The 15,292-nt window shown below is 60.9% G+C and carries 13 protein-coding genes; all 13 read right to left on the bottom strand.

The features are described 5' to 3' along the window. Positions 1–54 precede the first annotated feature (54 nt). The 13 genes from nuoN to JV201_RS18220 all read right to left on the bottom strand — a co-directional run bounded on the left by nuoN (position 55) and on the right by JV201_RS18220 (position 15,003). Positions 55–1,518 (bottom strand): NADH-quinone oxidoreductase subunit NuoN, encoded by a 1,464-nt coding sequence (nuoN, locus tag JV201_RS18280; protein ID WP_003219557.1) that lies wholly within the window; start codon positions 1,516–1,518, stop codon positions 55–57. A gap of 7 nt (positions 1,519–1,525) precedes the next feature. Continuing rightward, positions 1,526–3,058, bottom strand: coding sequence for an NADH-quinone oxidoreductase subunit M (nuoM, locus tag JV201_RS18275; RefSeq protein WP_003219558.1), 1,533 nt, complete (start codon positions 3,056–3,058; stop codon positions 1,526–1,528). 49 nt (positions 3,059–3,107) lie between these two features. Beyond that, positions 3,108–4,961 carry an NADH-quinone oxidoreductase subunit L gene (gene nuoL, locus JV201_RS18270; protein ID WP_219405845.1) on the bottom strand — a complete coding sequence of 618 codons (1,854 nt, stop codon included), beginning with the start codon at positions 4,959–4,961 and terminating at the stop codon, positions 3,108–3,110. Beyond that, positions 4,958–5,266: an NADH-quinone oxidoreductase subunit NuoK gene (nuoK, locus tag JV201_RS18265; RefSeq protein WP_003219560.1), complete on the bottom strand. Its 309-nt coding sequence runs from the start codon at positions 5,264–5,266 to the stop codon at positions 4,958–4,960. Before nuoK ends, nuoL begins: the two co-directional genes overlap by 4 nt. A gap of 2 nt (positions 5,267–5,268) precedes the next feature. Further along, positions 5,269–5,772 (bottom strand): NADH-quinone oxidoreductase subunit J, encoded by a 504-nt coding sequence (gene nuoJ / locus JV201_RS18260; protein ID WP_003219561.1) that lies wholly within the window; start codon positions 5,770–5,772, stop codon positions 5,269–5,271. Positions 5,773–5,781: 9 nt separating this feature from the next. Continuing rightward, a complete protein-coding gene (gene nuoI / locus JV201_RS18255) occupies positions 5,782–6,330 on the bottom strand; it encodes an NADH-quinone oxidoreductase subunit NuoI (protein WP_003174725.1) in 549 nt (182 codons plus the stop codon). A gap of 11 nt (positions 6,331–6,341) precedes the next feature. Beyond that, a complete protein-coding gene (nuoH, locus tag JV201_RS18250) occupies positions 6,342–7,349 on the bottom strand; it encodes an NADH-quinone oxidoreductase subunit NuoH (protein ID WP_003219563.1) in 1,008 nt (335 codons plus the stop codon). Continuing rightward, positions 7,346–10,060 carry an NADH-quinone oxidoreductase subunit NuoG gene (nuoG, locus tag JV201_RS18245; protein ID WP_219405844.1) on the bottom strand — a complete coding sequence of 905 codons (2,715 nt, stop codon included), beginning with the start codon at positions 10,058–10,060 and terminating at the stop codon, positions 7,346–7,348. Before nuoG ends, nuoH begins: the two co-directional genes overlap by 4 nt. Before the next feature lie 135 nt (positions 10,061–10,195). Continuing rightward, positions 10,196–11,551, bottom strand: coding sequence for an NADH-quinone oxidoreductase subunit NuoF (nuoF, locus tag JV201_RS18240; RefSeq protein WP_003219566.1), 1,356 nt, complete (start codon positions 11,549–11,551; stop codon positions 10,196–10,198). Further along, on the bottom strand, positions 11,548–12,045 hold the full coding sequence (gene nuoE, locus JV201_RS18235) for an NADH-quinone oxidoreductase subunit NuoE (RefSeq protein WP_003219568.1): 498 nt from the start codon (positions 12,043–12,045) through the stop codon (positions 11,548–11,550). The genes nuoF and nuoE overlap by 4 nt, the downstream gene beginning before the upstream one ends. A gap of 2 nt (positions 12,046–12,047) precedes the next feature. Then, positions 12,048–13,832: an NADH-quinone oxidoreductase subunit C/D gene (gene nuoC / locus JV201_RS18230; protein ID WP_003219570.1), complete on the bottom strand. Its 1,785-nt coding sequence runs from the start codon at positions 13,830–13,832 to the stop codon at positions 12,048–12,050. A 72-nt stretch (positions 13,833–13,904) separates the two neighbouring features. Continuing rightward, on the bottom strand, positions 13,905–14,579 hold the full coding sequence (locus JV201_RS18225; protein ID WP_003219572.1) for an NADH-quinone oxidoreductase subunit B family protein: 675 nt from the start codon (positions 14,577–14,579) through the stop codon (positions 13,905–13,907). Between the two features lie 10 nt (positions 14,580–14,589). Next, positions 14,590–15,003 (bottom strand): NADH-quinone oxidoreductase subunit A, encoded by a 414-nt coding sequence (locus JV201_RS18220; protein ID WP_003219575.1) that lies wholly within the window; start codon positions 15,001–15,003, stop codon positions 14,590–14,592. Between the last annotated feature and the right edge of the window lie 289 nt (positions 15,004–15,292).

Here is a 15,292-nt window from a genome sequence, read left to right as displayed (position 1 = left end):
AACGCAAAACGGCGCCCTAAGGCGCCGTTTTGCTTGCTGCGTTTAACTAAGCGATCAACCCGCCATCACCGCATGCTGCACCAGGGTGAGCAACGGTTGTGGGTACACACCCAGGAAGAACGCCAGCAGGGCGATTGCCAGCAGCATCACGCCGCCTGCTTTCTGTTCCCAGTGCAACTCGGCGTCCACACGGCGCAGGTTTGGCTCGATCAGGTACAAGGTCACCATCACGCGCAGGTAGTAGAAAACGCCGATGGCGCTGCCCAGTACCAGGGAAGCAACCAACCACCATTCGTGCGCTTCAACACCGGTGGCCACGATGTAGAACTTGCCGATGAAGCCCGCAGTCAGCGGGATACCCGCCAGGGACAGCATCATCACGGTCAGTACGGCGGTCAGGTACGGACGGCGCCAGAACAGGCCGCGGTATTCGTACAGGGCGTCGGCGTCGCGGCCTTTGTAAGGCGAGGACATCAGCGTGATCACACCGAATGCACCCAGGCTTGTGATCACGTAGGTGACCAGGTACACGCCGATGGCTTCCATCGCCAGGCCCTTGCTCGCCACCAGGGCGATCAGCAGGTAACCGAAGTGCGCGATGGACGAATAACCCAGCAGACGCTTGAGGTTGTTCTGGGTCAGCGCCAGCAGGTTGCCGAACAGGATCGAAGCGATGGCGATGATGGTCAGCACGTTGCTGAGTACACCGGTGTTGGCCGCAGGGGAGATCTGGAACAGACGCACCATCACGGCAAACACGGCGACTTTCGACGCGGTAGCCAGGAAAGCAGCCACCGGCGCCGGGGCGCCTTCGTACACGTCCGGGGTCCACAGGTGGAACGGCACCAGCGACAGCTTGAACGCCAGGCCGATCAGCATCATGGCCAGGCCCAGTTGGGCGATTGGCGCAGGGCTGCCGGAGGCTGCCAGGGCGTGACCGATACCGCTGAAGCTCAGGCTGCCGGCTTCTGCGTAGAGCAGGGCCATACCGAACAACAGGAATGCCGAACCGGCAGCCGACAGCACCATGTACTTGATGCCGGCTTCCAGGGAGCGCTTGTTGAAGAAGGCATACGCTACCAGGCCGTAGACCGGGATCGACAGCAGTTCCAGGCCGATGAACAAGCCGGCCAGGTGCTGCGCGCTGACCAGCACGATACCACCGGCCGCAGCCAGCAGGATCAGCAGGTACAGCTCTTCGCGGTTGCCCGGGTAGCCGGTGCCGCCTTCGCCGAGGTAGGCGTGGGCGAGCGTGACGCAGGCCAGGGTGGCAACCAGGATCAGCGCGATATACAGCAGCGCGAAGTCATCGACCATCATCAGCGGGGTCACGGCCAGTGGCGCGACCTTGAGTGCCGGGATAATCGACAGCAGGGCCAGGTTCAAGCCCGCACAGGACAGCAGGAACGTTTGCGAGTGATTGCGGCGCCAGGCGATCGCCAGCATCACCACCACGATGGTGAGGCTGGTGATCAGCAGCGGCGCAAGCGCGATAAAGTGTTGGATCGTGAATTCCATAGCGCTCTTACCGGGCCGAAGCGAGTTGAGAGAAGGCGGTGCCGAACCACTGCTGCACGCCATGCATCGTTGCGGCAGAAGTATCCAGGAACGGTTGCGGGTACACGCCGATAAACACCAGCAGTACCGCAAGGCCGAGCACCATGATCAGTTCGCGACCGTCCATGCCGTGCAACACGGTGTCGGACTTGGCCGGACCGAAGTATGCGCGGTGGATCATGATCAGCGAGTAGACCGAACCGAACACCAGGCCAGACGTAGCGATCGCACTGACCCACGGCGTATGCACGAAGGCACCCATCAGGATCAGGAACTCGCCGATGAAGTTACCAGTACCCGGCAAGCCCAGGGATGCGGCGGCGAAGAACAGGCTGATAGCCGGCAGGTAGGCGATACGTGACCACACGCCACCCATCTCGCGCATGTCACGAGTGTGCAGGCGCTCGTACAGTTGGCCGCTGAGGATAAACAGTGCCGCTGCCGACACACCGTGCGCCAGCATCTGGATCACCGCGCCTTGCAGCGCCAGTTGGCTGCCGGAGTAGATGCCGATCAGTACGAAGCCCATGTGGGAAACGGACGAGAAGGCAATCAGACGCTTGATGTCGGTTTGGGCGAAGGCCAGGAACGCACCGTAGAAGATCCCGATCAGACCGAGGGTCATGGCGATCGGCGCGAACTCGGCCGAGGCATTCGGGAACAACGGCAGGGCGAAACGCAGCAGGCCGTAGGCCGCCGTCTTCAACAGGATACCGGCCAGGTCGACGGAACCCGCAGTCGGCGCCTGGGCGTGAGCGTCAGGCAACCAGGAGTGGAACGGCACCACCGGCAGCTTCACCGCGAACGCGATGAAGAAGCCCAGCATCAGGATGTACTCGGTGGTCAGGGACATCTTGGTTTTCAACAGGTCGGCGTAGTTGAACGTGATCACGCCCGTGCTGTTGAAGTTGACCAGTACCAGGCCCAGGATCGCCACCAACATGATCAGGCCGGAAGCCTGGGTGAAGATGAAGAACTTGGTCGCCGCGTAGATCCGGGTTTTCTTGCCGTCCGAAGAACTGTGACCCCAGAGCGCGATGAGGAAGTACATCGGCACCAGCATCATTTCCCAGAAGAAGAAGAACATGAACAGGTCGAGGGCGAGGAACACGCCGACAACGCCGCCCAGGATCCACATCAGGTTCAGGTGGAAGAAGCCCACGTGACGCTGGATCTCTTTCCAGGAGCAGAGTACCGAGAGGATACCCAGCAGGCCGGTCAGCAGGATCATCAACAGCGACAGGCCGTCGAGGGCCAGGTGCACGTTGATGCCGAAGCGCTGGATCCACACGTGCTTGAATTCAAGCGCGAAGGTGGGATCGACACCCGGTGCCGGAGCAAATGAATAGTCACCGTGGGCCCACAGCCAGAGGCCGAGCGCGAGTTCCAGGGACATGGTCAGCAACGCAATCCAGCGGGGGAGGGTGGCGCCGAAGCGTTCACCCATCCAGCAGAGCAGGCCGCCGATAAAGGGGATCAGGATTAGCCAGGGCAGAATCATGACGGGCTCGTTTCCTTTCGCAAGTTCGCAAAGTTCGCAATGTGCATAGTCAGACCGCGACCACGATGATGGCGCCGATTACCAGGACGGCACCGGCCGCCATGGAAGCTGCATACCAGCGCAATTGGCCGGTCTCGCTGCGGCTCAGGGCGGTGTGACCGGCCTTGGCGGCACGCGGGATCAAACCGATGGTCTGGTCGAGCGGGTCTTTGCGCAGTACGTGGCTGATCGCAAGGTACGGCTTGACGAACAGTTTGTCGTAGATCCAGTCGAAGCCCCAGGCAGCGAACCACCAGGCCGAAAGGAAGCGGCCAATGCCACTGTTGGCGATGGCGGTGACGAAGCGGCGCTTGCCGAGGAACAGCAGGGCCGCCAGCAGGATACCCGCGATGGCGATGGCGCCCGAGGCGATTTCCAGGCTGTGCTTGGCTGCACCACCGGCATGGCCGGCGCTTTCCGGCAAAACACCGGCCAGTGGCGGGGTGATCATGGCGCCGACGAAGGTCGACAGGATGATCAGCACCGACAGTGGCAGCCAGTGGGAAATGCCATGGCCTGCGTGGGCTTCAGTCTTGGCTTCACCGTGGAACGTGATGAAGATCAGGCGGAAGGTGTACAGCGAGGTCATGAACGCACCTACCAGGCCGGCGTACAGCAGGCCGTGGTTACCGCTGGCAAAGGATTCCCAGAGGATTTCGTCTTTCGAGTAGAAACCTGCGGTCACCAGTGGCAGGGCCGACAAGGCCGCGCCGCCGACGATGAAGCTGACGTAGGCCAACGGCAGTTTCTTCCACAGGCCGCCCATCTTGAAGATGTTCTGCTCGTGGTGGCAGGCAACGATCACCGCACCGGAAGCAAGGAACAGCAGGGCCTTGAAGAAGGCGTGGGTCATCAGGTGGAAGATCGCGCCGTCCCAGGCGCCAACGCCCAGGGCCAGGAACATGTAGCCGATCTGGCTCATGGTCGAGTAGGCGAGGATACGCTTGATGTCGGTCTGAACCAGGGCAGCAAAACCTGCCAGTACCAGGGTCACGCCACCCACCAGGCCAACCAGGTGCAGAATCTCCGGTGCCAGGGTGAACAGGCCGTGGGTACGGGCAATCAGGTAGACACCGGCGGTTACCATGGTCGCGGCGTGGATCAGTGCCGAAACCGGGGTAGGACCGGCCATCGCATCCGCCAGCCAGGTTTGCAGCGGCAGTTGCGCGGATTTACCGACAGCGCCACCCAGCAGCATCAGGGTCGCCAGGGTGATCCAGAAGTCGCCGACCTGGAATTTCTGCGGTGCCAGCACCAGCAGTTCCTGGATGTTCAGCGTGCCCACCTGTTGGAACAGGATGAACAGGCCGATGGCCATGAACACGTCACCGATCCGGGTCACGATAAAGGCTTTGAGTGCGGCGTTACCGTTGTTGCGGTTGCTGTAGTAGAAACCGATCAACAGGTACGAGCACAGGCCCACGCCTTCCCAGCCGAAGTACAGGAACAACAGGTTATCGCCCAGCACCAGGAACAGCATGCTCGCGATAAACAGGTTGGTGTAGGCGAAGAAGCGCGAGTAACCGGCTTCACCGCGCATGTACCAGGACGCGAACAGGTGGATCAGGAAGCCTACACCGACGACCACGCCGAGCATGGTGATCGACAGGCCGTCGACGTAGAGGGCGAAGTTGGGCTTGAAGCCCTCCACCGACATCCACTGCCACAACACCAGGGTGTAGTGACCGCCTTCAGGCGGTGCGACGTTGAATTGCCAGATGACGTAGGCGGCGACAATTGCCGACAGGCCAATGGAACCCACGCCGACCAGGGCCGAGAGGTTTTCCGACCAGCGTCCACGGGAGAACGACAGCAGCAGGAAACCGATCAGGGGAAATACGAAAGTCAGAAAGATCATGTTCATCCGCGCATCTCACTGGCAGCGTCGATATCAAGCGTGTGGAAGCGACGATACAGTTGCAGCAGGATCGCCAGGCCAATACTGGCCTCGGCGGCTGCCAGGCTGATCACCAGGATGAACATCACTTGTCCATCCGGCTGGCCCCAACGGCTACCGGCCACGATGAACGCGAGTGCCGCGGCGTTCATCATGATTTCCAGGCTCATCAACACGAACAGAATGTTGCGGCGAACCATCAGGCCGACCAGGCCAAGGCAGAACAGGATGCCGGCGACCGCCAGACCATGCTCCAAAGGGATAGCAGGCATCGTCATTGCTCCTTGGCTTCGTTGCGGCCCAAGTGGAAGGCGGTGATGGCTGCAGCGAGCAGCAGCATCGAAGCCAGTTCGACCACCAGCAGGTACGGGCCGAACAGGCTGATGCCCACGGCTTTCGCGTCTACGGTGGTGTGGCCGATGGCCTGGCCGCTCTGGTGAGCGAACAGCACATACAGCAGTTCACCCAGCAGCAGGGCTGCGAGGATCACCGGGCCGAGCCAGATGCCGGGCTTGAGCCAGACGCGTTCCTGGGCGACAGACGCCGGCCCCAGGTTGAGCATCATCACCACAAACACGAACAGCACCATGATGGCGCCGGCGTAGGCGATCACTTCCAGTACACCGGCGAACGGTGCGCCGAGGCTGAAGAAGGTCATGGCCACGGCGATCAGCGAAATGATCAGGTAGAGCAGGGCGTGCACGGGGTTAGTGTTGGTGATCACGCGAAGCGTGGACACCACTGCAATACCCGATGCGAAATAGAAAGCGAATTCCATCTTTCTTCCTTAAGGCAGCAAGCTCTTCACGTTGATCGGCTCGGCTTCGTTTTGTGCGGCGCCTTTCGGCTTACCGGCAACGGCCATACCTGCAACACGATAGAAGTTGTAATCAGGGTTTTTACCGGGACCAGAGATCAGCAGATCTTCTTTCTCGTACACCAGGTCCTGACGTTTGAACTCGGCCATCTCGAAATCCGGTGTCAGCTGGATCGCGGTGGTCGGGCAAGCTTCCTCGCAGAGGCCGCAGAAAATGCAGCGCGAGAAGTTGATGCGGAAGAAGTCCGGGTACCAGCGACCGTCTTCGGTTTCAGCTTTCTGCAGCGAGATGCAACCCACCGGGCACGCCACGGCGCACAGGTTGCAGGCCACGCAGCGCTCTTCGCCGTCGGGGTCGCGGGTCAGGACAATGCGGCCGCGATAACGCGGCGGCAGGTACACCGCTTCTTCCGGGTATTGCAGGGTGTCGCGTTTGCGAAAGCCGTGACCGAACACCATCACCAGGCTTCGCAACTGGGTACCGGTACCCTTAACGATGTCGCCAATATATTTGAACATGGGTCAAATCCTCACTGAACCGCGCCCGCTGGCGTGTTCAACAACACAACGGCAGCAGTCACCAGCAAATTGATCAGGGTCAGCGGCAGGCAGAATCGCCAGCTGAAATCCATCACCTGGTCATACCGTGGACGCGGGATGGAAGCGCGCAGCAGGATGAACAGCATGATGAAGAACGCGGTCTTCAGGAAGAACCAGAAGAACGCCAGCTGCGGCAGGATGCCGAACGGACCGTGCCAGCCGCCGAAGAACAGCGTGACCAGCAGGGCCGAGATCAAGATGATGCCGATGTATTCACCAACGAAGAACATGCCCCATTTCATGCCGGCGTATTCGATGTGGTAACCGTCGGCCAGTTCCTGTTCCGCTTCCGGCTGGTCGAACGGGTGACGGTGAGTCACGGCGACGCCAGCGATGAAGAACGTACAGAAGCCGAAGAACTGCGGAATGATGAACCACAGGTTCTGCGCCTGGTACTCGACGATGTCGCGCATGTTGAACGAGCCCACCTGCACCACGATGCCCATCAGCGCGAGGCCCATGAACACTTCGTAGGACACGGTCTGGGCCGAGGCCCGCAAGCTGCCCAGCAGGGCGAACTTGTTGTTGCTCGACCAACCGGCGAACAGCACCGCGTAGACCGACAGGCCGGCCATGGCGAAGAAGAACAGCAAGCCGATGTTCAGGTCCGCCACGCCCCAGGTCGGGGTGATCGGGATGATTGCGAAGGCAATCAGCAAGGCGCTCATGGCCACGACCGGTGCCAGGGTGAAGATCACCTTGTCGGCAAACGGCGGGGTCCAGTCTTCCTTGAAGAACATTTTCAGCATGTCGGCGGCGATCTGGAACATACCAAACGGGCCAACGCGGTTCGGACCGTAACGGTCCTGCCACCAGCCCAGCAGGCGACGTTCGACGAAGCTGAGCAAGGCGCCCGCCACGACCACGGCCAACAGGATCACGATGGCCTTGACCACCGCGATGATCACATCGATCACTTCAGGGGTGAACCAGGTCATTGAGCTGCCTCCTGCAGACCGTCAACGGTAAGGCCGAAGATCGCCGGAGGAATCCCCGCGAGGCCTTTTGGCAATGCAACCAGGCCAGCACCCAACTCTTCGTCGATGCGCAGCGGCAGACGCAGGGTCTTGCCGGCGACGTTCACGCTGAGCAGGGCACCGTCGTTGACGCCCAGGCGGTCGGCTTCGGACTTGGCTACGGACACGTAGGCGGCTGGAATGCGCTCTTGTACCGGCGCGGCTTTGGAAGAAGTCTCTTCGCTGCCGAACAGGTGGAAGAACGGCACAACCTGCCAGGTACCCTGGGCCGGGTTGAACAGACGCGGAACGCTGGCGAACCAGTTCAGCGAGTCACCGGTGCTTTCGATCAGGCGGGTGCCCGGGTCGCCGGCACGGATGTGGCCACCGACTTCGTCCTGGAACTTGTTCCAGGCTTGCGGCGAGTTCCAGCCCGGCGACCAGGCGAAAGGCACCTGCTGACGTGGCTCGACCGAACCCGAGTAACCTTCCATGGAGAAGGCAAACGCGGTGTCGTTGTCTTGCGGTGTACGTGGCTCATGCACGCTGATGTCAGCCCGCATGGCGGTACGGCCGGAGTAACGCAGCGGTTCACGGGCGAGTTTCATGCCCTTGATGCGGAACGAGGCAGACGGTGCAGCGTCGACGATGCGCGCCAGTTGCGGTGCGGCTGCGGCTGTGGCGGCAGTCACGTGGTCGAGCTGGGTCCAGTCGATCGGCTGGTTCAGCAGGGTAGCGCGCAGGGCATGCAGCCAGCGCCAGCCTTCGTGAACCAGGATGCTGGCGTCCATGTACTTCGGATCGAACACCTGGAAGAAGCGCTGGGCGCGGCCTTCCTGGCTGACCAGGGTACCGTCGCCTTCAGCAAAGCTGGCGGCGGGCAGTACCAGGTGGGCACGGTCGCTGGTGGCGGTTTTCTGGTGGTCGGCAACGATCACCACTTTGGCCGCGTTCAGCGCTGCGTCGACCTTGGCCGAATCAGTGCGGGTGTACAGGTCGTTTTCCAGCACCACGATCGCGTCGGCACTGCCGTCGGTCACGGCTTGCAGAGCGGCGTCGAGGGACTCGCCACCGAGCATGGCCAGGCCAAGGCTGTTGGCTTCCGGCACGATCAGGCTGATGGAACCGTTCTTCTCGCGCAGCTTCAAGGCTTTGGCAATGTTGGCAGCGGCTTCGATCAGCGCCTTGGAACCCAGCGAGGTGCCGGCGATGATCAATGGACGCTTGGCGGCCAGCAGGGCGTCGGCGATGCGCTTGGCCAGTTCAGCGGCTTCAGCGTCCAGGCCTTCTACGGCAGGCGCACTGGCGTCGAGGGCGTGGGCCACGGCGAAACCGATGCGGGCCAGGTCGTCAGGCGCGGCGTGTACGCATTCTTCTGCGATGTCGTCGAGCTTGGTGGCGGTCAGGCTGGCGATAAACAGCGGGTTCAGCGCGTGCTGGCCGATGTTTTTCACCGCAGCGTCGAGCCATGGCTGGACGCGCATGGCGTCGGCCATGTCTTCGGCCTTGCCTTTTACCGACTGGCGCAGGGACAGGGCGACACGGGCAGCGGTCTGGGTCAGGTCTTCACCGAGGACGAAGATCGCGTCATGGTCTTCGATGTCGCGCATGTTCGGAACCGGCAGCGGGCTGTCGTTCAAGACTTGCAGCACCAGGCGGATACGCTCCAGCTCACCGGCTTCGATACCCGAGTAGAAGTGTTCGGCGCCTACCAGCTCGCGCAACGCGTAGTTGCTTTCGAGGCTGGCGCGGGGCGAACCGATACCGACGATGTTGCGACCGCGCAGCAGGTCAGCGGCTTTATCCAGTGCTTCGTCGAGGCTCAACTTGGCGCCGTCGGCCAGCAGTGGCTGACGTGGGCGGTCTTCGCGGTTGACGTAGCCATAGCCGAAACGGCCACGGTCGCACAGGAAGTACTGGTTGACCGAACCGTTGAAGCGGTTTTCGATCCGACGCAGTTCGCCGTAGCGCTCACCCGGGGAGATGTTGCAACCGCTGGAGCAGCCATGGCAGATGCTCGGCGAGAACTGCATGTCCCACTTGCGGTTGTAGCGCTCGGAGTGAGTCTTGTCGGTGAACACACCGGTCGGGCAGACCTCGGTGAGGTTGCCGGAGAATTCACTTTCCAGGGTGCCGTCTTCAACGCGACCGAAGTACACGTTGTCGTGGGCGCCAAACACACCGAGGTCGGTACCGCCGGCGTAGTCCTTATAGAAGCGCACGCAGCGGTAGCAAGCGATGCAGCGGTTCATCTCGTGGGAAATGAACGGGCCCAGTTGCTGGTTCTGGTGGGTACGCTTGGTGAAGCGATACCGGCGCTCGTTGTGGCCGGTCATCACGGTCATGTCTTGCAGGTGGCAGTGGCCGCCTTCCTCACACACAGGGCAGTCGTGCGGGTGGTTGGTCATCAGCCATTCGACGACGCTGGCGCGAAACACTTTCGCTTCTTCGTCTTCGATGGAAATCCAGCTGCCGTCGGTGGCAGGGGTCATGCAGGACATGACGATACGACCACGGGTGTCGTTCTCGTCGGTGTACTGCTTGACCGCGCACTGGCGGCAAGCGCCAACGCTGCCAAGGGCGGGGTGCCAGCAGAAATATGGAATGTCGAGGCCTAGCGACAGACACGCCTGTAACAGGTTGTCTGCCCCATCGACTTCGAGCTCTTTGCCGTCTACGTGGATAGTGGCCATGGTTCAAAGTTCTTCGTTGGCCCGGTGTCAGCGGGCGTGGCTAATGGAATCTTGTTATTCATGTGCATCAACACAGCCTTGAAGGCGTCAGCACATGAGAAAGCGAAGGGCACGGACCCTTCGCCTTTTTAAGCGTTACGCGCCGACTACGATCGGCCTTGCCAGAGGCGGGACGGCGGCGCTGGTAGGCGCGATGCCGGCTTCGAACTCCGAGCGGAAGTATTTGATCGCGCTGCCCAATGGCTCCACGGCGCCCGGTGCGTGAGCACAGAAGGTCTTGCCTGGGCCGAGGAAACCGACCAGACCCAGCAGGGTCTCGATGTCGCCCTCGCGGCCTTCGCCGTTTTCCAGGGCCATCAGCAGCTTGACGCTCCATGGCAAACCGTCGCGGCACGGGGTGCAGAAGCCACAGGATTCGCGGGAGAAGAATTGCTCCATGTTGCGCAGCAACGACACCATGTTCACGGTGTTGTCCACGGCCATGGCCAGGCCGGTACCCATACGGGTGCCCACCTTGCCGATGCCGCCGGCGTACATTTGAGCGTCCAGGTGTTCTGGCAACAGGAAGCCGGTACCGGCGCCGCCTGGCTGCCAGGCCTTGAGGGTGTAGCCATCGCGCATGCCGCCGGCGTAGTCCTCGAACAGCTCGCGTGCGGTCACGCCGAAAGGCAGTTCCCACAGGCCCGGGTTCTTGACCTTGCCGGAGAAGCCCATGAGTTTGGTGCCCATGTCTTCGCTGCCTTCGCGGGCCAACGATTTGTACCACTCCACGCCGTCGCCGATGATTGCCGGCACGTTGCACAGGGTTTCAACGTTGTTCACGCAGGTCGGCTTGCCCCACACGCCCACGGCGGCAGGGAAGGGCGGCTTGGAACGCGGGTTGGCGCGGCGGCCTTCGAGGGAGTTGATCAGTGCGGTTTCTTCACCGCAGATATAACGCCCGGCGCCGGTGTGCACGAACAGTTCGAAGTCGAAACCCGAACCAAGGATGTTCTTGCCCAAGAGGCCAGCGGCCTTGGCTTCTTCCACGGCACGGTTCAGGTGCTTGGCGGCGGTGGTGTATTCGCCACGCAGGAAGATGTAGCCACGGTAGGTTTTCAACGCGCGGGCACTGATCAGCATGCCTTCGATCAGCAGATGGGGCAGTTGCTCCATCAGCATGCGGTCTTTCCAGGTGTTCGGCTCCATTTCATCCGCGTTGCACAGCAGGTAGCGGATGTTGATGGATTCGTCTTTTGGCATCAGGCCCCACTTGACACCCGTGGGGAAGCCTGCACCGCCGCGGCCCTTAAGGCCTGCGTCTTTCACGGTCTGGACGATGTCGTCCTGGGCCATGTCGGCAAAGGCTTTGCGCGCGGCCGCGTAACCGTTCTTGGCCTGGTACTCGTCGAGCCATACAGGCTCGCCGTCGTCACGCAGGCGCCAGGTCAGCGGGTGAGTCTCGGCCGACCGCTTGATGCGGTTGGCAGGACCGAAGGAAGTCAGGGTCATGGGTAGCCCTCGAGCAATTGGGTGACGCCAGCAGGCTGCACGTCGCCGAATGTGTCGTCGTCGATCATCAACGCCGGCGCCTTGTCACAGTTGCCCAGGCAGCACACCGGCAGCAGCGTGAAGCGCCCGTCCGGAGTGGTTTGGCCCAGGCCGATGCCCAGCTTGCTCTGGATCTCGCTGACCACGGACTCGTGGCCACCGATGTAGCAGACCATGCTGTCGCACACGCGAATGATGTGGCGGCCGACCGGCTGGCGGAAGATCTGGCTGTAGAACGTCGCCACGCCTTCAACGTCGCTGGCGGGGATGCCGAGGATCTCGCCGATGGCGTAGAGGGCGCCGTCCGGCACCCAGCCACGTTCCTTCTGGACGATCTTCAAGGCTTCGATCGACGCCGCGCGCGGGTCTTCGTAGTGATGTAGCTCGTGCTCGATGGCCGAGCGCTCGGTTTCACTCAAGGTGAAACGGTCTGTCTGGATAAGCGTGCTATTCATGCTTAGCGGTCCACGTCGGCCATAACGAAATCGATACTACCCAGGTACGCAATCAAGTCCGCGACCATTTCACCTTTGATCACCGAAGGGATCTGCTGCAGGTGCGGGAAGCTTGGCGTACGAATCCGGGTGCGGTAGCTCATGGTGCCGCCATCGCTCGTCAGGTAATAACTGTTGATACCCTTGGTCGCTTCGATCATCTGGAAGGACTCGTTGGCCGGCATTACCGGGCCCCACGAAACCTGCAGGAAGTGCGTGATCAGGGTTTCGATGTGTTGCAGCGTGCGCTCTTTCGGCGGTGGCGTGGTCAGCGGGTGATCCGCCTTGTACGGGCCTTCCGGCATGTTGCGCATGCACTGTTCGATGATCTTCAGGCTCTGGCGCATTTCTTCGACGCGCACGATGCAGCGGTCGTAGGCATCGCCGTTGGCCGCCAGCGGGACTTCGAATTCGAAGTTCTGGTAGCCGGAGTACGGGCGTGCTTTACGCAGGTCGAAATCGCAACCGGTGGAACGCAGGCCAGCACCGGTGACGCCCCATTCCAGGGCCTCTTTGGTGTTGTACTGGGCGACGCCGATGGTCCGGCCCTTGAGGATGCTGTTGTCCAGGGCGGCTTTCTGGTATTCGTCCAGACGCTTGGGCATCCAGTCGATGAATTCCTTGACCAGGCGTTCCCAGCCACGCGGCAGGTCGTGGGCGACGCCGCCGATGCGGTACCAGGCCGGGTGCAGGCGGAAACCGGTGATGGCTTCGATGACCTTGTACGCACGCTGACGGTCGGTGAAGGTGAAAAACACCGGGGTCATGGCGCCGACGTCCTGGATATAGGTACCCAGGAACAGCAGGTGGCTGGTGATCCGGAAGAACTCGGCCATCATGATGCGGATGGTGTCGACCTTGTCCGGCACCTTGATGCCGGCCAGCTTCTCGACCGAGAGCACGTACGGCAGGTTGTTCATCACGCCGCCGAGGTAGTCGATACGGTCGGTGTACGGGATGAAGCTGTGCCACGACTGACGCTCGGCCATCTTCTCGGCACCACGGTGGTGGTAGCCGATGTCCGGTACGCAGTCGACGATTTCTTCGCCGTCCAGTTGCAGGATGATGCGGAAGGCACCGTGAGCCGAAGGGTGGTTCGGGCCCAGGTTGAGGAACATGTAGTCCTCGTTGGTGCCGGAGCGCTTCATGCCCCAGTCTTCCGGACGGAAGCGCGCAGCCTCTTCTTCAAGCTGTTGCTTGGCGAGGGTCAGGCTGAATGGATCGAATTCGGTGGCGCGGGCAGGGAAGTCCTTGCGCAGCGGGTGACCTTCCCAGGTCGGCGGCATCATGATGCGCGACAGGTGCGGGTGGCCCGGGAAATCGATGCCGAACATGTCCCACACTTCACGCTCGTACCAGTTGGCGTTGGGCCAGATACCGGTCACGGTCGGAACGCTCAGGTCGCTCTCGGAGAGGGCCACCTTGATCATCACGTCGCTGTTACGTTCCAGCGACATCAAGTGGTAGAACACGGTGAAGTCGGCGCCGCTCGGCAGCCCCTGGCGCTTGGTGCGCAGGCGCTCGTCCACGCCATGCAGGTCATAGAGCATGACGTACGGCTTGGGCAGGTTGCGCAGGAAGCTCAGGACTTCGACGAGCCTGGCACGCGCCACCCACAGCACCGGCATGCCGGTGCGTGTGGCCTGGGCGGTGAAGGCGTCAGGGCCAAAACGGTTGTTGAGTTCGACGACCACATCCTGGTCGTCTGCCTTATAAGGCGGGATGTACAGAGCACTGCCTGTAGTCATGGTTTTTTATCGCTTTCGGTCAACGTAAAGAATGAAGCCAGGTTTTCGTTCTATAAAAGAAGCGGTTCTGGATCAGACTTCGTCGGGGCTGCGCAGGTTGGTTACCTGAATACGCTGTTCGCGGCGCTGTTCCTTTTGTGACGGCATCTCGGCGCGGTATACGCCTTGATCTCCGACAACCCAGGAAAGTGGACGACGCTCCTTGCCAATCGATTCCTGCAACAGCATCAAGCCTTGCAGAAATGCTTCAGGGCGGGGCGGGCAGCCAGGCACGTAGACGTCCACGGGCAGGAACTTGTCCACCCCCTGAACCACGGAGTAGATGTCGTACATGCCACCGGAGTTGGCGCACGAACCCATGGAGATAACCCACTTTGGCTCGAGCATTTGCTCGTAGAGACGCTGGATGATCGGCGCCATCTTGATAAAGCAGGTACCGGCGATAACCATGAAATCCGCCTGACGCGGCGATGCCCGGATAACTTCGGCGCCAAAGCGCGCGATGTCGTGGGGCGCCGTGAAGGCGGTGGTCATTTCCACGTAGCAGCAGGACAGACCGAAGTTGTACGGCCACAGGGAGTTTTTACGTCCCCAGTTGACCGCGCCACTCAGCACGTCTTCCAGCTTGCCCATGTAGATGTTTTTGTGGACTTGGTCTTCTAACGGGTCGGAAACGGTTTCCCGTTCGCCGATTGGGTACTGCTCGTTAGGAGCATCCGGGTCGATCCTGGTGAGATTGTATTGCATCGCCAAAGCCTCATTGTTTCAGCTTCGCTTGCCGCTTGCGACGAGCTTCCGGAGCCCAGTCAAGGGCGCCCACTCGAAATAGGTAGACAAGGCCTGCCAACAGAATTGCTATGAAAACGAGGGCTTCGACGAATCCGGTCCAGCCGCTTTCGCGGACGGACACAGACCAGGCAAAGAGAAAAAGGGCTTCGATGTCGAAGATCACGAAGAGCATCGCGACCAGATAGAATTTGGCTGAGAGCCGCAAGCGGGCGCCACCTGTAGGTAGCATGCCGGACTCGAACGGTTCGTTTTTGCTGCGGCCCCAGGCTTTTGACCCGAGGAGGCTGGAGACGCCGAGCATGAAGGCGCAAAGGCCGACTACACCGAGGAGGAAAATGGCAAAGCCCCAGTTGTGGGCCATGAGTCCTGTCGCTTCGGTCATGCTGGAAATCCTTAACAGAGAGCAAAGGTCTCTGAGCTCGAAAAAGTAACGATGCAGTGACGATATGTCGCAGCGCAATCAATCGCGGTGATTTTATGGCTAAACACCGGGCAAGTAAAATTCCTATAGCGAAATTATTCGTTGGAATAAGGACATAGTGCACCTTCTTGGGGCTGTAGCCCTTGTGCTGCGGGCATTAGCGGGCTTTTCACGAATTGTGTTTTGTTTAACCGGTAAAGAAGTTTTCATGCTCTAAATGATAATGAATATTGTTTGCGTGGGGTTTAAA

It is taken from the genome of Pseudomonas sp. Colony2 (assembly GCF_019382755.1).
In the GTDB taxonomy this organism is placed as follows: Bacteria; Pseudomonadota; Gammaproteobacteria; order Pseudomonadales; family Pseudomonadaceae; genus Aquipseudomonas.
This window is presented reverse-complemented; position numbering and strand designations above follow the sequence as displayed.